The following is an 18204-nucleotide window of genomic DNA, read 5'->3' on the forward strand; positions in this document are numbered from 1 at the left end:
CCTGCTGGCGAGACCGTCTCCCGCAGCATGTGAACACGAACCAGACTGAGCATCACGCGCAGCCATCGCGCCGGTACGGGGGATTGCCTTGCACCTGTTGACGCAGGTCACGACAATCGTTGCCGGATCAACACCACAAACAGGACACCCCATGCAAGGTGACGCACAGGTCATTGACCATCTTCAGGCCCAGCTCAAGAACGAACTCACGGCCATCAATCAGTATTTTCTGCACTATCGCATGCTCAAGCACTGGGGCTTTCACAAGCTGGCCAACAAGGAGCACGCAGAGTCCATCGGCGAGATGAAGCACGCCGACGCGCTGATGGACCGCATCTTTGTGCTCGATGGCCTGCCCAACCTGCAGGACTTGGCCAAGATCCAGGTCGGTGAAGATGTGCCGGAAATCCTGGCCTGTGACCTGCGCGCAGAGCAAGGCGCCCAAGCCACCATCAAGCAAGGCATGGCCCACTGCGAAACGGTGCGCGACTATGTCTCGCGTGACCTGCTGGGCAAGATCCTCGACGACACCGAGGGGCATATCGACTTCCTGGAAACACAGATCGATTTGATCGACAAGGTCGGCCTGCAAAACTACCTGCAAACGCAAATGGGTGAGGTGGAGTGAAGTTCCCGCCGATGACGCAGCCCGCACGACAGCCGCTGCGCAAAAAGACCGGCATGCTCAGCGTCCATCCGGGCCGGCCCGTGCTGGAGATGGGCATGGCGCCAGAGGCGCTCGATCAGTTTTATTGGTATATGCAAGAGTTGGTCGCCTTTTGCCGCACGGCCGGGCTGGCCACTGCCGGACACAAGCACGAGGTGATCGAGCGGGTGCGCCGACAATTGCAGCATCGGGCGCAGCCGCCGCTGGCCGAGACCGCGACGAGCGCGCGCCCCAAAAGAATGGCCACGGTGCGCAAGTTCGGCCTGGATGAGCCGATCGGCCCCGACTACAAATGCGATGCGCAAACGCGCGCATTCTTTGTGTCGGTGATTGGTGCACATTTCCATTTCACCGCGCATTTGCAGCGTTTCCGCAAGGCGCGTGCAGAGCAGCCGCTGACGTATGGCGACCTCGCGCGCGAGTGGGTAGCGGAGTGGGAGCGCCGCAAGGACAAGAACCACAGCCCTGTCATCATGCATACATGGGAATACAACACCTTTGTCAGGGACTACATGGGCGACAAGGAGCGTAATGCCGGCAAGACCATGAAGGACGCCGCTGCCGCGTGGAACGCGGTGCGCCAGTCATCCGGAGCGCGCGACTACGCCAGCAGCATCGCCCGGACTCGGACTGGGCCGCCGTCTGCCGTCTGAATAGCGCACCCAGGGCATTTGACTGTGGGAATAGCAATGGGACCATGGATGGATGCCCACCCCGATCGTACCGGTGGCGCTCGCACTGTCAGGCAGGGCGTACTACCCGAGGCAGCGCAGGCCGTGACGGGGCGGCGCGGGCATCGCACTTCAGTGGGGAGACTGATGGATGTTGCGCAGCCCCTGCCTGTCGTCAGTCCGGGCGTATGAAGCATTCGATCGCGCACCCGAACATGTCCCGCAGAGGGTTGCGCAGGTGGCGTGCCACCTCGGGCGCGCGCGTGGCCCGGATCAGCTGAACAGGTTTTTCAGCCGGTCGGTCCAGCTTTCGCCGCTGGGTGAATGGCGCGCGCCGCCCTTCTTCAGGGAGTCTTCCAACTCGCGCAGCAGCTTGCGCTGGTGCTCGGTGAGCTTGACCGGCGTCTCCACGGCGATGTGGCAGTACAGGTCGCCGGGGTAGCTGGCGCGCACGCCTTTGATGCCCTTGCCGCGCAAGCGGAACTGTTTGCCGGCCTGGGTGCCTTCGGGGATGTCGATGGCCGCCTTGCCCGCGAGTGTGGGCACTTCGATCTCGCCACCGAGCGCCGCCGTGATGAAGCTCACCGGCACCTGGCAATGCAGGTCATCGCCATCGCGCTCGAAGATGTCGTGCTTTTTCAGCCGGATCTCGATGTACAGATCGCCCGGTGGCCCGCCATTGGTGCCATGCTCGCCATTGCCGGTGCTGCGGATGCGCATGCCGCCGTCGATGCCGGCGGGAATCCTCACTTCCAGCGTCTTTTGCTTTTTGATCTTGCCCTGGCCGTGGCAGGTCATGCAGGGCTCGGGAATGATCTTGCCCGTGCCGCGGCAGTGCGGGCAGGTTTGTTGCACGCTGAAGACGCCCTGGCGCATCTGCACCGTGCCGCTGCCCCGGCAGGTGCCGCAGACCTTGGCGCTGGTGCCGGGTTTGGCGCCGCTGCCGTGGCAGGTGTCACAGCTTTCCCAGGCCGGGATGCGGATCTGCGCATCCTTGCCGCGCGCGGCCTCCTCGAGGCTGATTTCCATCGCGTAGCTCAGGTCGCTGCCCCGGTAGACTTGGCGCCCGCCGCGCCCGCGTCCGCCTTGCTGGCCAAACATGTCGCCGAAGATGTCGCCAAAAGCCTCGGCAAAACCGCCAAAGCCTTCCGCGCCCGCGCTGCTCGGGCCGCGCATGTTCGGGTCCACCCCGGCGTGGCCGTACTGGTCGTAGGCAGCGCGCTTTTGCGGGTCGGAGAGCATCTCGTAGGCCTCCTTGGCTTCCTTAAATTTCTCTTCGGCAGGCTTGGCCGTGCTGCCCTGGTTGCGGTCAGGGTGGTGCTTCATCGCCAGTTTGCGATAAGCCTTCTTGATTTCTTCATCCGAGGCGTTCTTGGGAACGCCGAGGATTTCGTAAAAGTCTCTTTTGGACATAGTCATTCTGAGCCCGGTTGGAGCAGGAACGCCGCGCAAGCCCCGCCATGGGTCTCGCGCGGCGGCTCAAGGCAACAGGGCCTGCTCAGCCTTTCTTGACTTCCTTGACTTCGGCGTCGACCACGTTGTCGTCGCCCGCAGGCTTGCCGGATGCGTCCGATGCGCCGCCGGCACCACCGGCGTTGCCCGCGCCGGCAGCCGCACCCTGGGCCGCTTGCGCAGCCTGGGACTCGGCATACATCTTTTCGCCCAGTTTCTGGCTGGCGGCCATCAACGCCGTGGTCTTGTCGGCGATCGCGGCCTTGTCCTCGCCCTTGAGGGCTTCTTCCAGGGCTTTCACGGCAGCGGCGATCGCATCCTTTTCGCCGGCATCGAGCTTGTCGCCATGTTCGGCCAGGTTCTTGGTCACGCTGTGCACGGCGGCTTCGGCCTGGTTGCGCACCTGTACCAGTTCCAGCTTTCTCTTGTCGTCGGCGGCATTGAGCTCGGCGTCCTTGATCATCTGCTGGATTTCTTCTTCCGACAGGCCCGAGTTGGCTTTGATGGTGATCTTGTTTTCCTTGCCCGTGCCTTTGTCCTTGGCGCCGACATGCAAGATACCGTTGGCGTCGATGTCGAACGAGACTTCGATCTGCGGCACACCGCGCGCCGCCGGCGGGATGCCTTCGAGGTTGAACTCGCCCAGGAGCTTGTTGCCCGAGGCCATTTCGCGCTCGCCCTGGAAGACCTTGATGGTCACGGCGGGCTGGTTGTCGTCGGCGGTCGAGAAGGTCTGCGCGAACTTGGTCGGGATGGTGGTGTTCTTGGTAATCATCTTGGTCATCACGCCGCCCAGGGTCTCTATGCCCAGCGACAGCGGCGTCACGTCCAGCAGCAGCACGTCCTTGCGCTCGCCGGTCAGCACCTGGCCCTGTATCGCTGCGCCCACGGCCACTGCTTCGTCGGGGTTCACGTCCTTGCGCGGGTCCTTGCCGAAGAACTCCTTGACCATTTCCTGCACCTTGGGCATGCGGGTCATGCCGCCGACCAGGATCACGTCATGGATGTCGGACACCGATACGCCTGCGTCCTTGATGGCCATGCGGCAAGGCGCAATGGTGCGCTCGATCAACTCGTCGACCAGCGATTCGAGCTTGGCCCGGGTCAGCTTGATGCTCAGGTGCCGGGGACCCGATGCGTCGGCCGTGATGTAGGGCAGGTTGATGTCGGTGGCGGCCGAGTTCGATAGTTCGATCTTGGCTTTTTCTGCGGCCTCCTTCAGGCGTTGCAGGGCCAGCACGTCCTTGGACAGATCCACGCCTTGCTCTTTTTTGAACTCGCTGATGATGTAGTCGATGATGCGCTGGTCGAAGTCTTCACCCCCCAGGAAGGTGTCGCCGTTGGTCGATAGCACCTCGAACTGCTTTTCGCCGTCGACATCGGCGATTTCGATGATCGACACGTCGAAGGTGCCGCCGCCCAGGTCATACACGGCGATCTTGCGGTCGCCCTTTTCCTGTTTGTCCAGGCCGAAGGCCAGCGCTGCGGCGGTAGGCTCGTTGATGATGCGCTTGACATCCAGGCCGGCAATGCGGCCGGCGTCCTTGGTGGCCTGGCGCTGGGCGTCGTTGAAGTAGGCCGGAACGGTGATCACGGCCTCGGTCACAGGCTCGCCCAGGTAGTCTTCGGCGGTCTTTTTCATCTTGCGCAGGATGTCGGCGGACACCTGCTGTGCGGACAGCTTGGTGCCGCGCACTTCGATCCAGGCGTCGCCGTTCTCGGCGGCCACGATCTTGTAGGGCATCAGGTCGATGTCCTTTTGCACTTCCTTTTCGGTGAACTTGCGCCCGATCAGGCGCTTGACGGCGTACAGCGTGTTCTTGGGGTTGGTCACCGCCTGGCGTTTGGCCGAGGCGCCGACGAGGATCTCGCCGTCTTCCTGGTAAGCCACGATCGAGGGCGTAGTGCGGGCGCCTTCGCTGTTCTCGATCACGCGCGTGGTGTTGCCTTCCATGATGGACACGCAACTGTTGGTGGTGCCCAGGTCGATGCCGATGATTCTTCCCATGGTGTTTGCTCCGAATGCTGAAATGGTGGGGTTGGCTGGTAACTTGTGGATAAGGCCGGGGGGTTCAAGTCATCCGGGCTGATTTTTTTGCCGCCGGGCAGGCGGCTCGGGTGACTGGTCGGGCGGCGGCATTGCGGCCTGGGGGATCTTCATTTGGAGGCCGAAACGGTGACCAGCGCCGGGCGCAACACGCGCTCGGCAATCACATAGCCTTTTTGCAGCACGGCCACGACGGTATTGGCTTCCTGCTCGGCCGGCACCACGCTGATGGCCTGGTGCTGATGGGGGTCGAACTTGGTGCCGGCTGCAGGGTTGATCGCCAGCACCTTGTTGCGCTCGAGCGTCGAGGTCAGTTGGCGCAAGGTGGCGTCGGCGCCTTCGCGCAGTTGCTGCGGCGTGGCCTCCTTGATGGCCAGGGCGGCATCGAGGCTGTCGGCCACCGGCAGCAGGCTCTCGGCAAAGCTCTCGATGCCGAATTTGCGCGCCTTGGCCACCTCGTCTTCGGCACGGCGGCGGGCATTCTCGGCCTCGGCCTTGGCACGCAGGAACTGATCGGCCAGTTCGGCGCTTTTGGCCTTGAGCTCGGCCAGTTCGCCCTGCAAGCGCGCCAACTCGTCGTCGGCGTGGGCTGCCATGGCGGCTTCGACTTCTTCGGGAGCGGGAGCGCTTGGGGTGGTGGGGCTGTTGTCTGACATGTCTTGATCTGGAGGTGAGTAAAACAGTACGCGCGGGAATTGGGGGCCGCCGTTGTCAATTCAAGGCCTGCGCTGCTTGCAGCCCGAACTGCACCAAAACCGCAGAGTGTACAAGGGCCAGGCGGCGGGCTACAATGGCCGGCTTTGCCTTGCCACACCGCTACCTGACGCAGCGGGTGGTCTCATTGCAGAAATGCAGAAACGCCAAAAGGAGTCCCATGCGTCACTATGAAATCATTTTGTTGATCCATCCGGATCAAAGCGAGCAGGTTCCAGCCATGCTCGAGCGCTACAAGGGCATGATCGCCGCCGGCGGCGGCAAGGTGCACCGTGTGGAAGACTGGGGCCGCCGGCAACTGGCGTACCTGATCAACAAGCTGTCCAAGGCCCATTACCTGTGCGTGAACATCGAGGCCGACCAGGCGGTGATGGCCGAACTCGAGCATGCCTTCAAGTTCAACGACGCCGTGCTGCGCCACCTGACGGTGCACAAGAAGAAGGCCGTCACCGGCCCCTCGGCGATGATGAAGACCGTCGAGCGTGAAGAGTTCCGCAAGGCCAGCCAAGCCGGCAATCAAACCACCGCTCCAGCCGCCAGCCCGGCCGATCATGCGGCCGCCCCGGCGAGCGCTGATCGATCGTAATGCGCAGTGCACAACAGCGTCGTCTTGACTGCCTGCATCGTGGAGGCCGAGTCCTTGCGCTACACGCCGGCCGGATTGCCCGCCATTGCCTTGCGGCTCGAACATGAGTCCCGGCAGACCGAGGCCGGGCAGCCGCGTGATGTCAAGGCCGCCATCAAAGCCGTCGCCTTTGGCGCGATGGCCGAGCGTCTGGCCAGGCAGAACATTGCAAGTCGCTGGACTTTCAGTGGATTTCTGGCCACGCCGCGCAATGGCAAGAACGCAGTGCTGCACATTCAGGATATTCAACCACATTGATTTTCAAAGGGGTCCGCCATGGCCACGTTCAAGAAGTTCAACAAAGACAAGCGCCCCAAGCGCAACACCCAGTCCCTGCTGTTCAAGCGCAAGCGCTTTTGCCGCTTCACGGTGACCGGCGTCGAAGAAATCGACTACAAGGATGTAGACACGTTGCGCGATTTCATCGCCGAAAACGGCAAGATCATCCCCGCGCGCCTGACCGGCACGCGCGCCATCTTCCAGCGCCAGCTCAACACCGCGATCAAACGCGCCCGCTTTCTGGCCTTGGTGCCTTACAGCGACCAGCACAAGATCTGAGGAGCACCTGCCATGCAAATCATCCTGCTCGACAAGGTTGTGAACCTCGGCAACCTGGGCCAAATCGTCAAGGTCAAGGACGGCTACGCCCGCAACTTCCTGATCCCTACGGGCCGCGCCCGCCGCGCCACCGAAGCGGCCAAGGCCGAGTTCGAGGCCAAGCGCGCCGAACTCGAAAAAACCGCCGCCACCAACCTGGCCCAGGCCCAGGCCCAAGGCGAAAAGCTCGCCGGCACTGCCATCAAGCTGACGCAAAAGGCGGGCGTCGACGGCCGTCTGTTTGGCTCGGTGACCAACCATGACATCGCCGAAGAGTTGAACAAACAAGGCTTCAAGCTGGCCAAGTCGCGCATCCGCCTGCCCAACGGCCCCATCAAGATGGTCGGCGACAACACGGTGAGCGTGGTTTTGCACACCGATGTGGTCGTCGAAGTCATCGTGTCGGTGTATGGCGAAACCGCCTGATCATCCGGCCCTGGTGACTTGCGTAAAAGCCGCCCTCGGGCGGCTTTTACTTTTTGGTTTGCGCATCGCATACATGCTTGCCCACCTGTCATCCAGCAATTATCCCCAGGTGTATCAACAGCGCATGCCTTGCACCGGGATTACATTCCGTTCTTCATGACGCCCAAAAATCATGTCCGCCATCTTTCCCCCGCTCGATGACGATGGCTCGACGGCGCAGCCGCCCGATCCCGAACTGGCCCGGTTGCGCCTGCCACCGCACTCGATCGAGGCCGAATCCAGCGTGCTCGGCGGGCTGCTGCTGGACAACAATGCCTGGGACCGCGTCGGTGACCTGCTGGTGCAAAGCCATTTTTACCGCCATGAGCACCAGATGATCTACACCGCCATCGGCGTGCTGATCACTGCCAGCAAGCCGGCCGACGTGATCACCGTGTTCGAGCAGTTGCAGAACCTGGGCCAGGCCCAGGAAACGGGGGGGCTGGCGTATTTGAACAACCTCGCGCAATATGTGCCGGGCGCCAGCAACATCCGCCGCTATGCGGAGATCGTGCGCGAGCGGGCCATTTTGCGCAAGCTGATCACGACCAGCGACGAGATCTGCACCAGCGCCTTCAACCCGCAAGGCCGGACGGTGGAGCGCATTCTCGACGAGGCCGAAGCCAGGATTTTTGCCATTGGCGAAGAAGGCTCGCGCACCAAGCAGGGTTTCCAGTCGCTCGACAAACTGGTGGTCGATCTGCTCGACCGCGTGCAGGAGTTGGCCGACAACCCGGTGGACGTGACCGGCGTGCCCACCGGCTTTGCCGATCTCGACCGGATGACCTGCGGCCTGCAGGCGGGCGACCTGGTGGTGCTGGCCGCGCGCCCGTCGATGGGCAAGACCTCGCTGGCGGTGAACATTGCCGAGCATGTGGCGCTCGATGAGGGCCTGCCGGTGGCCATCTTCTCTATGGAAATGGGCGCCGCGCAACTGGCGGTGCGCATCGTGGGCTCGATTGGCCGCGTGAACCAGGGCAACCTGCGCACCGGCCGGCTCAGCGATGAGGAGTGGCCACGCCTGACCGAAGCCATTGAAAAGCTGCGCACGGTGTCGCTGCACATCGACGAAACCCCGGGCCTGACGCCCAGCGAACTGCGCGCCAATGCCCGGCGTCTGGCGCGCCAGTGCGGCAAGCTCGGCCTGATCGTGGTGGACTATTTGCAGTTGATGAGCGGCTCGGACGCATCAGGTTCGGACAACCGGGCCACCGAACTGGGCGAGATCTCGCGCGGCCTGAAAATGCTGGCCAAGGAACTGCAATGCCCGGTGATGGCGCTCTCGCAGCTCAATCGCTCGGTCGAGCAGCGCACCGACAAACGCCCGCTGATGTCCGACCTGCGCGAGTCCGGCGCCATCGAGCAAGATGCCGACATCATCATGTTCATCTACCGCGACGACTACTACAACAAGGAGAGCAAGGAACCGAACGTGGCCGAAATCATCATCGGCAAGCAGCGCAATGGCCCGACCGGCACGGTCAAGCTGTTCTTCCAGAAGAACCAGACGCGCTTCGAGAACCTGGCCATCGGTTCGGGCGACGATTTTTGATCACGCTGGCGCTTGATTCATCCTTGCCGTCAGCTATCGAAATAGTAGCGCCAAAAGCAGCAAGCCAAGCCCCAACACGCCCAGGGTCAGCAAGGCCCAGGTACTGCGTTGGCTGTGCCGGCGCAGCGCTTCGATGGCCAGCACCAGTTGGGCGTTTTGTGCTGCCAGTGACTCGATCAGCAGCGCGCCATCGCGTTGCTCCTGCTCCAACTGCGTGACCCGGTCATGCAGGTGCTGCCACTGTGCGTCGGCAGGCGGCACGGCGCCTTCCTGCGCCGCGACGGCAGTGTCTTTGCGCGCGCTGCCCAAGAGCTTTTTGGCGGCTTGCAGGATTTGGGGCGTGGCCTTGATCACGTCACCCCAGGGCACCAGTTTGAGCACGGCCATCCACATTGGAGTTTCCCGATGACATATGCAACGACTGCGGCCTATGCTAGTGTCTCGTCACGGATCAGATGTCGTAGGCTGCGCGCAGCCAATACCGAGCGTATTGGCAAGCGATGCAACGCCGCGATGCGCTTCGATGGCCAGCGCAGACCGACAGATGATCCGTGACGCGACACTAGGCACGCGCCGCAGGCTGCGCGGTGGCGTTTCACAGCATCTCGCTCGCAAAATCCGCCAGGCGCGAGCGTTCACCGCGCGCCAGCGTGATGTGGCCGCCATGCGGCCAGCCCTTGAAGCGGTCTACCGCATAGGTCAGGCCCGAGGAGCCTTCGGTCAGGTACGGCGTGTCGATCTGCGCCAGGTTGCCCATGCAGATGATCTTGGTGCCCGGGCCGGCGCGCGTGATCAGCGTCTTCATCTGCTTGGGCGTCAGGTTTTGCGCCTCATCGATGATCACGTACTTGTTCAGGAAGGTGCGCCCGCGCATGAAGCTCATGCTCTTGATCTTGATGCGGCTGCGGATGAGCTCGTTGGTTGCGGCACGCCCCCATTCGCCGGCGTTGCCGCCGTCGCCCTTGGCGAGGAACTCCAGGTTGTCGTCGAGCGCCCCCATCCAGGGGCCCATCTTTTCTTCTTCGGTGCCGGGCAGAAAGCCGATGTCCTCGCCCACGCTGACCGTGGCGCGGGTCATGATGATCTCGGTGTAGCGGCGGTCATCGAGCACCTGGGTCAGCCCTGCGGCCAATGCCAGCAAGGTCTTGCCGGTGCCGGCCGTGCCGGTCAGCGTGACGAAGTCGATCTCGGGGTCCATCAGCAGGTTCATCGCGTAGTTCTGCTCGCGGTTGCGCGTGGTCACACCCCATACCGCATGTTTGGCCGAGCCATAGTCCTTGAGCGTCTGCAACACCGCAGTCTTCTCGCGGATCTCGCTGACCCGCGCGAACAGGCTGGGCTCGCCCGGGGCCTCGAAGCAGACAAACTGGTTGATCATCAGTTGCGGCACGATGGGGCCGCCGATGCGGTAGTACATGTGCGCACCGCTTTGCCAGCTCTGCACGTTCTTGCCGCTCTTGGCCCAGAAGTCCGGGGGCAGGGCCAGCACGCCCGCGTACAGCAGGTCGCCGTCTTCCAATGTCTTGTCGTTCTGGTAGTCCTCGGCGTTCAGCCCCAGGGCGCGGGCCTTGACGCGCATGTTGATGTCCTTGGACACCAGCACCACCTGGCGCGGGGCATGCAGCTTGCGCAGCGCCTGGACCACGCCCAGGATCTGGTTGTCGGCCTTTCCCGGCGGCAGGCTGGTGGGCAGGCTGTAGTCCAGCGGGGCGGTCTGGAAGAACAGGTGCCCGCCGGCGGCGCGCTGGCCGGTCGAGTCCAGCCCAACCCCGTGCGCCATGTCGGCGCCTTGTGCGGCGGCGGCCAGCGCATCGAGCGTGCGGCTGGCCTGGCGGCCGTTGCGTGCCACTTCGGTCATGCCGTTTTTATGGCTGTCGAGTTCTTCCAGCACGATCATCGGCAGGAAGATGTCGTGCTCTTCAAAGCGGAACAGGCAGGTGGGATCGTGCAGCAGCACATTGGTGTCGAGCACAAACAGCTTGGCAGGGCCTTGCGGACGGCTGCGCTGGTGGCGGCCCCGCACCGGCGCGGCCGCCACCGGGCTGGCCGGCGCAGCCATGGTGTCGGCGCGGGCGGGGCTGCGCCGGCCCGGGCTGCGGACTGCGGGTGTTTCGGATGCAGCGCTGCCAGGCTCGGCTGCAGGCACGCTGGCGAGCAGTTGCGCTGCTGCGCGGTCGGTCGCCGGTTTGCGCGCCGGCGCACGCGCTGCGGCTGCGTCGGCCGTCCCGGTCGCTGCGGCGGCCTTGCCATCTCGGGCAGGCATGTCGTAGGCCTCGGGTGCAAGGAGGGCGGCGCGCCGGCTGGGGGCGGGGGGCAGGGGCATGGTGGCAGGGACTCGGTCAGTGGTGTTCAGAAAGCCAAAAGCCGCCTGGAGGCCAAGGCGGCTTTTGGCAAGGGGCGCCAAGCGTTGCGGTCACCGGAACGACCCGAAGAGTATGCGGCAGCGCCGACGCTCCACAAGGCGATCAAGCGGCCTTTTTCAGGGTCTTGATGGATTTGACCGTCTTGAGGACTTCATCCACATGGCCCGGCACTTTCAGACCGCGCCATTCCTGCACCAGCAGGCCATCGGGGCCGATCAGGAAGGTGCTGCGCTCGATGCCCTTGACCTTTTTGCCGTACATGATCTTGTTCTTGACCACGCCGAACATATGGCACATTTTCTCTTCGGTGTCGGCGATGAGTTCAAAGGGCAGTTCCAGCTTTTCCTTGAAGTCGTCGTGCGACTTCATGTTGTCGCGCGACACGCCGAACACGGCAGCGCCGGCTTTCACGAAGTCCTTGTAGCGGTCGCGAAACTGCATGGCCTCCGTGGTGCAACCAGGCGTGTTGTCCTTGGGATAAAAGTAAAGCACCAGAATCTGGCCCAGGTGGGAGCTGTTGGAGACCTTGATGCCACCGGTGGCGTTGGTTTCAAATTCAGGCAGGGGTTTGTTGACAACGATCGCCATGGCACTTGGATCTCTCAGGATGTAGTCGTTGGTAAGAGCCGATGGAGCGGGTGTGTCGTTGCTCTTGGGATGTCCTGGCTTGGAGGCGCCCCCGGCCGCAACTGGCGATTTTACTCCCAAAAACGAACTCCCGGCCATGGCGCCACGACGGCGCGGGCCAGCCCAAGGGCATGGGCACAGCACCCCGGCGGGTACCCTGGATACATCGAGGATGCCTGGGCGGCTGCTTGGCGCAGGCGTCGCCGAGCTTGCCGGCAGCGCGCTCAATGCACGACGACGGGGTTTTGCGCCAGACCGGCGTAGCGGTCCAGCGCGTCTTCGACTTCCTCTTGCGTGGGCGTTTTGCGTTGCCAGGCCAGGATCTGCGCCTGGAACATCTCGGCCCAGGAGCCGTCGAGATACACCTCTTTGCCGGAGCGCTTGTCGACGATTTCAAAACCATGGCGCGCAAACCGGGCAACGCTGGTGTCGTTCAGCGCCTGGGGGTCCTGGGGGTCTGGCTCCAGCACATCGGGCAACATGTGGACTACCACGAAGGATTCTGAGTCGTAGAGCATGTGCATCATGTTCCCCTGGTTGTGTGAATGGCTGTCAGATGACCGCCGGTGGGCCAAATTCAAGTGGCATCGGCCAACCCATGGGCTTTGGCTCCTCGGCTCCTCGGCTTTTCGGCTTTTCGTAGCGCAGTATTTCATGAAAACCGCAGCCGGCCGGATTTGCCGGGCTTTTTTGCCGCTCTGGCGCTGTGGCGCCACATTGCGCAGGGACTTCGGCAATCCGGTGCCGGATTCAGGGCGCGCTGCTGCTGCGCAGCCGCAGATCGGCATAGTCGCCATTGGCCTGCGTGAGCCGGATGCGCGCCGGCAGATGGCCCAGCGCCGGCGCCAGCCATAGTTCGGCCCGCTGGTCGTGCCCATGCCGGGGCCGGCGCTGCAGCTTGAGGGTGGGCGTAGGCCCGGCGGGCAGGTCCAGCGTTTCGGGGCCTTCGACGGTGAAGGTCCAGCGGTCGGCGCTGCGGGCGCTGACGCTGGTCAGCGTGATTTCGGTGCCGGGCACGAAACGGCCCGGGTCGGCGGCCAGCAACGCGCCGAGTTGGATGAAGATGCTCAGGCGGTCTTGCGCGCCGGGGTCTACGGCGGCCTCGGGGGTGCTGGCGCTGAAGCTGACGCGGCCCCGGTCATGGTCGAAATGGGCCACCTGCTCGCTGCGCGCGCGGTCGGAGAAGCGCTCGGGTCGAAGGCCCTGCGGCGTGATCCGGCCGACGCTGCTTTGCGCGCGCGCGCCGAGCAAAAACGCGCGGATCTCCTGCCGCGCCTCGTACCGGCTGCCATCGTGCTGCCACAGCAGTTCGGCGCGGGCGCTGTAGGTGAATTGCCTGGCCTGTCCGCTGACCTCGTAGGCCAGCCTGGTCGGCACGGGGATCACCGGTGCTGGCGTGGTGTCGGACCTGTCGACGGTGGCGTCGGGCGCGTCGGCATCGACGCCACCGTCGGGCGGGCCGATGTCTGCCCGGGCGTCCTGCGCTGGCGCGGCCAGTGGGGCGGACGCTGGCGGATCGGGCGCTGCCGTGGCCGGGGCCTCGGGGGTTGCGGCAGTGTTTGCCGCAGCGGTTGCCATGGCCAGGCCGATGCCGGCCTCGGAGGCTCCATCGGGTGCCGCTGCCGGTGCCGCTTCGGCGTCCGGGAGGGCTTGAGGGGCTTGGGCTTGGGCTTGGGCCTGCGCTTGGGGGGCGGTGGCGGCGGTGGGGTTTGGCGGGGGACGGGGCTTTTCCCGCACCACAGGTCGGGGCGCCAATGTGGGGGCAGGCGTGGCGGTGGGCGGCGCAACGGCAATGCTGCGGGCGCTCAAAACCCGGTCAGCGGGCTGCACGGGGCGGTTCCAGGCCAGGGGCCAGTGGCTGAGCACCAGCCAGTGCAGGGCCAGCACCAGGGCGGTGACGAGAACCAGCGTGCGCCGTGGCCGCAACGTATGGACAGCAACAGCATGGTCGTCCATTGCACTAAGATGCGCCGGTGTCGATTGAATCCGGATCCATGGGCCCCCAAGATGAAACTTGCGACCTACAAAGACGGTTCGCGTGACGGCCAACTGGTGGTTGTCGCCCGCGACCTGGGCCTGGCCCATTATGCGACCGGCATTGCCGACAAGCTCCAGCAGGTGCTGGACGACTGGGGCTTTGTCTCGCCCCAGTTGCAAGACCTGTCCGAGCAACTCGATGCCGGCCGCGCGCGCCATGCCTTCCCGTTCGAGCCTGCCCGGTGCATGGCCCCGCTGCCCCGCGCCTACCAGTGGGCCGATGGCTCGGCTTACATCAACCATGTGGAGTTGCTGCGCAAGGCGCGCAACGCCGAGGTGCCGGAAAGTTTCTACACCGACCCCCTGATGTACCAAGGCGGCAGCGACGACTTCATCGGCCCCTGCGACGCCGTGGTGCTGCCCAGCGAAGCCATGGGCATCGACTTCGAGGCCGAACTCGCGGTCATCACCGGCGATGTGAAGATGGGGGTCACGCCCGAGCAGGCGCTCGAAGGCATCCGCCTGATGATGATTGCCAACGATGTGTCGCTGCGCCACCTGGTGGCGGCCGAACTGGCCAAGGGCTTCGGCTTCTTGCAGTCCAAGCCGGCCACTGCTTTCGGCCCTGTGGCCGTGACGCTGGACGAGCTCGGCGCGGCCTGGGACCATGGCCGTGCAAACCTGGTGCTGCAATCGACCTGGAACGGCCGCAAGGTCGGCATGTGCGAGGCCGGCCCGGAGATGACCTTTCACTTCGGCCAACTCATCGCCCATCTGGCCCGCACGCGCAATGTGCGCGCCGGCTCCATCATCGGCAGCGGCACCGTGAGCAACCGGGGCCTGGAGCAGGGCGGCCGCACCGAGTGGCCCAAGGGCTATAGCTGCATTGCCGAAAAGCGCTGCATCGAGACCCTGCAAGACGGCAAGCCCGGCACCGGCTTCATGAGGTACGGCGACACCATCCGCATCGAGGCCAAGGGCAAAGACGGCGCCAGCATCTTCGGCGCCATCGACCAGGTCATTGCGGCGCCCGAGGAGTCCGGCAAAACTCAATAGCCGACCCGGCGCGCCAGGTACGAGGCCAATGGCGGCGGCTCGGTGAACACGGCAGCGGTTTTCAGGTGAATGATGCTGCGCCGCGACTCGGCCTGCAGATGGTTGGTCAGCGCAGCAGCGGCGGCGTCCACCGCGTCGTGCAGCAGCAGCAGTTCGTAGATGATGCGGTGTTCGTCGACGATGCGGGGGTCTATCGGCAGGCCCAGGCTGCGCAGAAAGCGTTCCGTTTCCACCAGCGGCAGTTGGATATGCCGCAGGCTTTCCGCCAACCGGTCGTTCGTCGTTGCCAGCAGCAGCGATTCGTGCAGGTCCGATTCGATGCGGTCGATCATGTCCGCAGTCCACGGTCGCCGCCGACTGGCCGAGCAGCGCTCGCACAGCGCCTGCAGTGTTTCGCGCGGCGTCTGCCGCACGGCGCCGCGCAAGGCCACGGGCTCGAGCGCGGCGCGTAGTTCGTAGAGTTCGCGGATGTCCTTGGCGGTCAGCGGGCCGGCCACCCAGTGCGAGCTTTGATTTTTGCGCACCAGGCCGCGCTCTTGCAGGCGACTGAGCACGTCGCGCGCGACCGTGCGTGAAACCCGGTAGTGGTCGGCCAGTTCGGCTTCGACGATGCGGTACTGGCCGAAGACCAGGCAGGAGGCGACGGCGCGCTCGACCTCGGCGTAGATGCGCTCCCACGAGGCCCGGGTTTGCAAAGCCGCATCGGCCTGGGCGTCCAGCGACAGCTTGAGCGCCTTGAACGGCGTGCGGATCGGAGGCACCGCTGCCGACGACGGTCCGACCAGAAACCCCCGCCCGTCGAATCGATGAATCAGTTGGCGCGACTCCAGCTCGGCGAGCGCGCGCCGCACCGGTGCCCGGCTGGTCTGGAAGACTTCGGCGATCGGCTTTTCCAACAGCACCAGACCGGGTGGCAACTGCCCGATACGGATGTGCTCGTCCAGCACCTCGGCGATGACGGCATACAGATGTGAGGTACTCAGAAGGTCGATGTCGGTTGTCATGTCGCTTGGCGCAGGCGCAGCGTAGCAGTTTAGGGCACCGTCGGCAGCGGCGATGCGCCAGCAAATGATTGGTTTGTCGTATGCAAAAATCCATAAAACCCCTGAATCCATCTGTCAGCGCGGCCTGGCTGCGTGGGCGCATCGCATCCAGCGAATTCCAACGGATGACCGAACGACAGGAGTGTTTGGGCCCTCTTTCCTGCCCGGATGCTGGGCCATCAGGCATTCGAACAAGTATCTATTGCATACTATGGACACAAACAGTACAGTGACCGCATGGGTCATCCTGCCGCCTGCGCGGCGCACTGAAGGGGCAGGTAGTTCAATGCTTGGGTCTGCGCTGGTTCGCGCGTTTTCATCGGGGGCAAGGCCGTGACGGCGGCACTGCATCTGCACGGTGTGAGCAAATCGTTCGGGCGGGTGACGGCGGTGCGCGATGTGTCGCTTGCGGTCGAGCCGGGCGAATACATCACCATCCTCGGCCCCAGCGGTTCGGGAAAGTCGAGCATGCTGCGCCTGATCGCCGGGTTCGATCGTCCCGATGCGGGCCGGGTCGAGGTGTTGGGCCGAGACCTGGCGGGCACGGCGGTGCATCAGCGCGGGGTCGGCTTCGTGTTTCAGTCCTTTGCGCTGTTTCCGCATCTGAGCGTTTTCGAGAATCTGGCCTTTGGCCTGCGCTACCGCAAGCATGCGCCGGTGCCCGACCAGGCGCAGATCGGGCGCGCGGTCGATGCGGCGCTGGCCTTGGTCGGCTTGGGTGGTCTCGGCCCGCGCAGCATCGCGCAGATATCGGGCGGGCAAAAGCAGCGTGTTGCGTTGGCGCGCTGTCTGGTCGGCCAACCCGCCGTGGTTTTGCTCGACGAGCCGCTGGGCGCGCTCGATGCGAACCTGCGCGATCAGATGACGCTGGAGCTCAAGCGCATACAGCGCCAGCTCGGCAGCACCTTCTTGCATGTCACCGGCAATGAGCAAGAGGCGCTGGCGATCGGCAGCCGCGTGGCCGTGCTCGATCGCGGGGCCTTGGTGCAGATCGACCGGCCGCGCCGTTTGTTCGAGCAGCCGGCAACGAGCCAGGTGGCCCGCTTGCTCAACTGTTTCAACCCCTTGCCGGGGCAGGCCGTCGCCGGGCGCCTGGTGGGGCCGGCGTTGGATGTGCCGCTGCCGGGGGCGGCTGCGCAGTTGCGCGGGGCGGCGGTGTGCATGGTCCGGCGCGACCGGGTGCAGGTCGATGCGGGCCAGGCGCTGCACGACGGGCACGGCGACCCCGGCGTGGCCCGTATCACGGGCGCGTACCTGGCCAGTGAATACGCCGGTTCGCGCGTGCTGGCGCTCTTCGAGACCGGCGTCGGCGCGCATTTCGAGGTCGAGTACCACCTGAGCCACCGGCGCCCGCCGGAATTCGTCCAGGGCCAGCGCTACGCCTTGCATTGGCAGGCGGCTGACACGCTGGCCTACGCCGCCTGATGGCCGCGCCGCCTGCCATTTTCATGAGCCTATCGACCATGACCCTCGCCCCGCCGATTGCGCCGCCGCCTGCCGTCCCGGCGGATTTCAAGCGGGCCTGGCTGCTGGCGCCGGGCGTGATCTGGATGCTGCTGTTCCTGCTGCTGCCGATGTCGATGATGGTCTACGTCAGTTTCTGGACCCAGACCACGTTCACGATCGAGCCTGTGCTGACGCTGGACAGTTGGCGCGCCTTCTTCGCCACGCCGACCTACGTCGGCGCGCTGTGGACCACCATCGGCCTGTGGGCGATCGTGCTGCTGGGCTGCCTGCTGCTGGGCTACCCGGTGGCGCTGTATATCGGCTTGTTCGTCAGGAACAAGGGCGTACAGACCATGCTGCTGGTGCTGTGCGTGATTCCGTTCTGGACCTCGTTTCTGATCCGCGTGCTGGCCTGGCGGCCGATGCTCGGCAGCGAGGGCGCGATCAACCTGATCCTGATGCAACTCGGGATCATCGGCGAGCCGCTGCAGATCCTGCTGTTCAGCCCGCTGTCGGTGGTGATCGGCATGGTCCAGATCTACGTCGTGTTCATGGTCGGCCCGGTCGCCTTCATGCTGTCGCGCATCGAGCCCAGCCTGCTTGAAGCCGCCCGGGACCTCGGGGCCGGCAGTTGGAAGATTTTTCGTGCCATCGTCTGGCCGCTGAGCATGCCCGGTGTCGTGGTCGGCGCCATCTTCGTCACGATCATGGTGCTGGGCGAGTTCGCCACCTCCTCGGCGCTATCGGGGCGCAAGCTGAGCATGCTGGGCAACATCATCGTCACCCAGGTCGGCTCGCTCAAGTGGGCCTTTGCGGCCGTCGCCGGCGTGATCCTGACGGCGATCACGGCATTGGTCGTGGCTTTGCTGCTGCGCCTGGTCAACCTGCGCGAGGAGCTTTGA

General features: G+C 64.5%; 20 protein-coding genes. 10 read left to right on the plus strand and 10 right to left on the minus strand.

Annotated features, from left to right (window positions below; translation table 11 throughout):
• Positions 1 to 151: 151 nt before the first annotated feature.
• Together bfr and VEIS_RS04805 are read left to right on the plus strand one after the other, a co-directional pair.
• Positions 152 to 628 carry a bacterioferritin gene (gene bfr, locus VEIS_RS04800; RefSeq protein ID WP_011808766.1) on the plus strand — a complete coding sequence of 159 codons (477 nt, stop codon included), beginning with the start codon at positions 152 to 154 and terminating at the stop codon, positions 626 to 628.
• Between the two features lie 89 nt (positions 629 to 717).
• Positions 718 to 1320, plus strand: a complete 603-nt coding sequence (locus VEIS_RS04805) for a DUF6434 domain-containing protein (protein ID WP_232287917.1) — start codon at positions 718 to 720, stop codon at positions 1318 to 1320.
• A gap of 291 nt (positions 1321 to 1611) precedes the next feature.
• Here the strand turns inward: VEIS_RS04805 and dnaJ are convergent, their stop codons facing one another.
• The 3 genes from dnaJ to grpE all read right to left on the minus strand — a co-directional run bounded on the left by dnaJ (position 1612) and on the right by grpE (position 5493).
• A complete protein-coding gene (dnaJ, locus tag VEIS_RS04810; protein ID WP_041949813.1) occupies positions 1612 to 2751 on the minus strand; it encodes a molecular chaperone DnaJ in 1140 nt (379 codons plus the stop codon).
• 85 nt (positions 2752 to 2836) lie between these two features.
• Positions 2837 to 4798 carry a molecular chaperone DnaK gene (gene dnaK, locus VEIS_RS04815; RefSeq protein ID WP_011808769.1) on the minus strand — a complete coding sequence of 654 codons (1962 nt, stop codon included), beginning with the start codon at positions 4796 to 4798 and terminating at the stop codon, positions 2837 to 2839.
• A 149-nt stretch (positions 4799 to 4947) separates the two neighbouring features.
• On the minus strand, positions 4948 to 5493 hold the full coding sequence (gene grpE, locus VEIS_RS04820; protein WP_011808770.1) for a nucleotide exchange factor GrpE: 546 nt from the start codon (positions 5491 to 5493) through the stop codon (positions 4948 to 4950).
• 218 nt (positions 5494 to 5711) lie between these two features.
• Between grpE and rpsF the strand changes: the two genes are divergently transcribed.
• The 5 genes from rpsF (at position 5712) to dnaB (ending at position 8790) form a co-directional block, all read left to right on the plus strand.
• A complete protein-coding gene (gene rpsF, locus VEIS_RS04825; RefSeq protein WP_011808771.1) occupies positions 5712 to 6137 on the plus strand; it encodes a 30S ribosomal protein S6 in 426 nt (141 codons plus the stop codon).
• 6 nt (positions 6138 to 6143) lie between these two features.
• Positions 6144 to 6434 carry a primosomal replication protein N gene (gene priB, locus VEIS_RS04830; RefSeq protein ID WP_011808772.1) on the plus strand — a complete coding sequence of 97 codons (291 nt, stop codon included), beginning with the start codon at positions 6144 to 6146 and terminating at the stop codon, positions 6432 to 6434.
• An 18-nt stretch (positions 6435 to 6452) separates the two neighbouring features.
• Positions 6453 to 6734 carry a 30S ribosomal protein S18 gene (gene rpsR, locus VEIS_RS04835; protein WP_005795932.1) on the plus strand — a complete coding sequence of 94 codons (282 nt, stop codon included), beginning with the start codon at positions 6453 to 6455 and terminating at the stop codon, positions 6732 to 6734.
• A 12-nt stretch (positions 6735 to 6746) separates the two neighbouring features.
• Positions 6747 to 7199 carry a 50S ribosomal protein L9 gene (rplI, locus tag VEIS_RS04840; protein WP_011808773.1) on the plus strand — a complete coding sequence of 151 codons (453 nt, stop codon included), beginning with the start codon at positions 6747 to 6749 and terminating at the stop codon, positions 7197 to 7199.
• 172 nt (positions 7200 to 7371) lie between these two features.
• Positions 7372 to 8790, plus strand: coding sequence for a replicative DNA helicase (gene dnaB / locus VEIS_RS04845; protein ID WP_011808774.1), 1419 nt, complete (start codon positions 7372 to 7374; stop codon positions 8788 to 8790).
• A 33-nt stretch (positions 8791 to 8823) separates the two neighbouring features.
• On the opposite strand, the gene VEIS_RS04850 is transcribed toward dnaB, so the two are convergent.
• The 6 genes from VEIS_RS04850 to VEIS_RS04870 all read right to left on the minus strand — a co-directional run bounded on the left by VEIS_RS04850 (position 8824) and on the right by VEIS_RS04870 (position 13736).
• Positions 8824 to 9183, minus strand: coding sequence for a hypothetical protein (locus VEIS_RS04850; protein ID WP_011808775.1), 360 nt, complete (start codon positions 9181 to 9183; stop codon positions 8824 to 8826).
• A 35-nt stretch (positions 9184 to 9218) separates the two neighbouring features.
• The gene (locus tag VEIS_RS31065; protein WP_265259879.1) at positions 9219 to 9353 is read right to left on the minus strand and encodes a hypothetical protein; all 135 of its coding nucleotides are present in this window, start codon (positions 9351 to 9353) and stop codon (positions 9219 to 9221) included.
• 32 nt (positions 9354 to 9385) lie between these two features.
• Positions 9386 to 11113, minus strand: coding sequence for a PhoH family protein (locus tag VEIS_RS04855; protein ID WP_011808776.1), 1728 nt, complete (start codon positions 11111 to 11113; stop codon positions 9386 to 9388).
• Between the two features lie 142 nt (positions 11114 to 11255).
• Positions 11256 to 11741, minus strand: a complete 486-nt coding sequence (locus VEIS_RS04860) for a peroxiredoxin (protein WP_011808777.1) — start codon at positions 11739 to 11741, stop codon at positions 11256 to 11258.
• A 263-nt stretch (positions 11742 to 12004) separates the two neighbouring features.
• Positions 12005 to 12304, minus strand: coding sequence for a BTH_I0359 family protein (locus tag VEIS_RS04865; protein ID WP_011808778.1), 300 nt, complete (start codon positions 12302 to 12304; stop codon positions 12005 to 12007).
• Positions 12305 to 12530: 226 nt separating this feature from the next.
• Positions 12531 to 13736, minus strand: a complete 1206-nt coding sequence (locus tag VEIS_RS04870; RefSeq protein ID WP_049773820.1) for a DUF3108 domain-containing protein — start codon at positions 13734 to 13736, stop codon at positions 12531 to 12533.
• A 51-nt stretch (positions 13737 to 13787) separates the two neighbouring features.
• Between VEIS_RS04870 and VEIS_RS04875 the strand changes: the two genes are divergently transcribed.
• Entirely contained in the window at positions 13788 to 14813 is a 1026-nt protein-coding gene (locus VEIS_RS04875; RefSeq protein WP_011808780.1) for a fumarylacetoacetate hydrolase family protein, read from the plus strand.
• On the opposite strand, the gene VEIS_RS04880 is transcribed toward VEIS_RS04875, so the two are convergent.
• Entirely contained in the window at positions 14807 to 15817 is a 1011-nt protein-coding gene (locus VEIS_RS04880) for a GntR family transcriptional regulator (RefSeq protein ID WP_011808781.1), read from the minus strand. The genes VEIS_RS04875 and VEIS_RS04880 overlap by 7 nt on opposite strands.
• A gap of 372 nt (positions 15818 to 16189) precedes the next feature.
• On the opposite strand from VEIS_RS04880, the gene VEIS_RS04885 reads away from it, so the two are divergent.
• Both VEIS_RS04885 and VEIS_RS04890 read left to right on the plus strand, forming a co-directional pair.
• Complete coding sequence (locus VEIS_RS04885) at positions 16190 to 17281, plus strand: ABC transporter ATP-binding protein (RefSeq protein WP_011808782.1); 1092 nt, start codon at positions 16190 to 16192, stop codon at positions 17279 to 17281.
• 38 nt (positions 17282 to 17319) lie between these two features.
• A complete protein-coding gene (locus tag VEIS_RS04890) occupies positions 17320 to 18204 on the plus strand; it encodes an ABC transporter permease (RefSeq protein WP_049774035.1) in 885 nt (294 codons plus the stop codon).

The sequence above is a fragment of the Verminephrobacter eiseniae EF01-2 genome (assembly GCF_000015565.1).
Taxonomy (GTDB): Bacteria; Pseudomonadota; Gammaproteobacteria; order Burkholderiales; family Burkholderiaceae_C; genus Acidovorax; species Acidovorax eiseniae.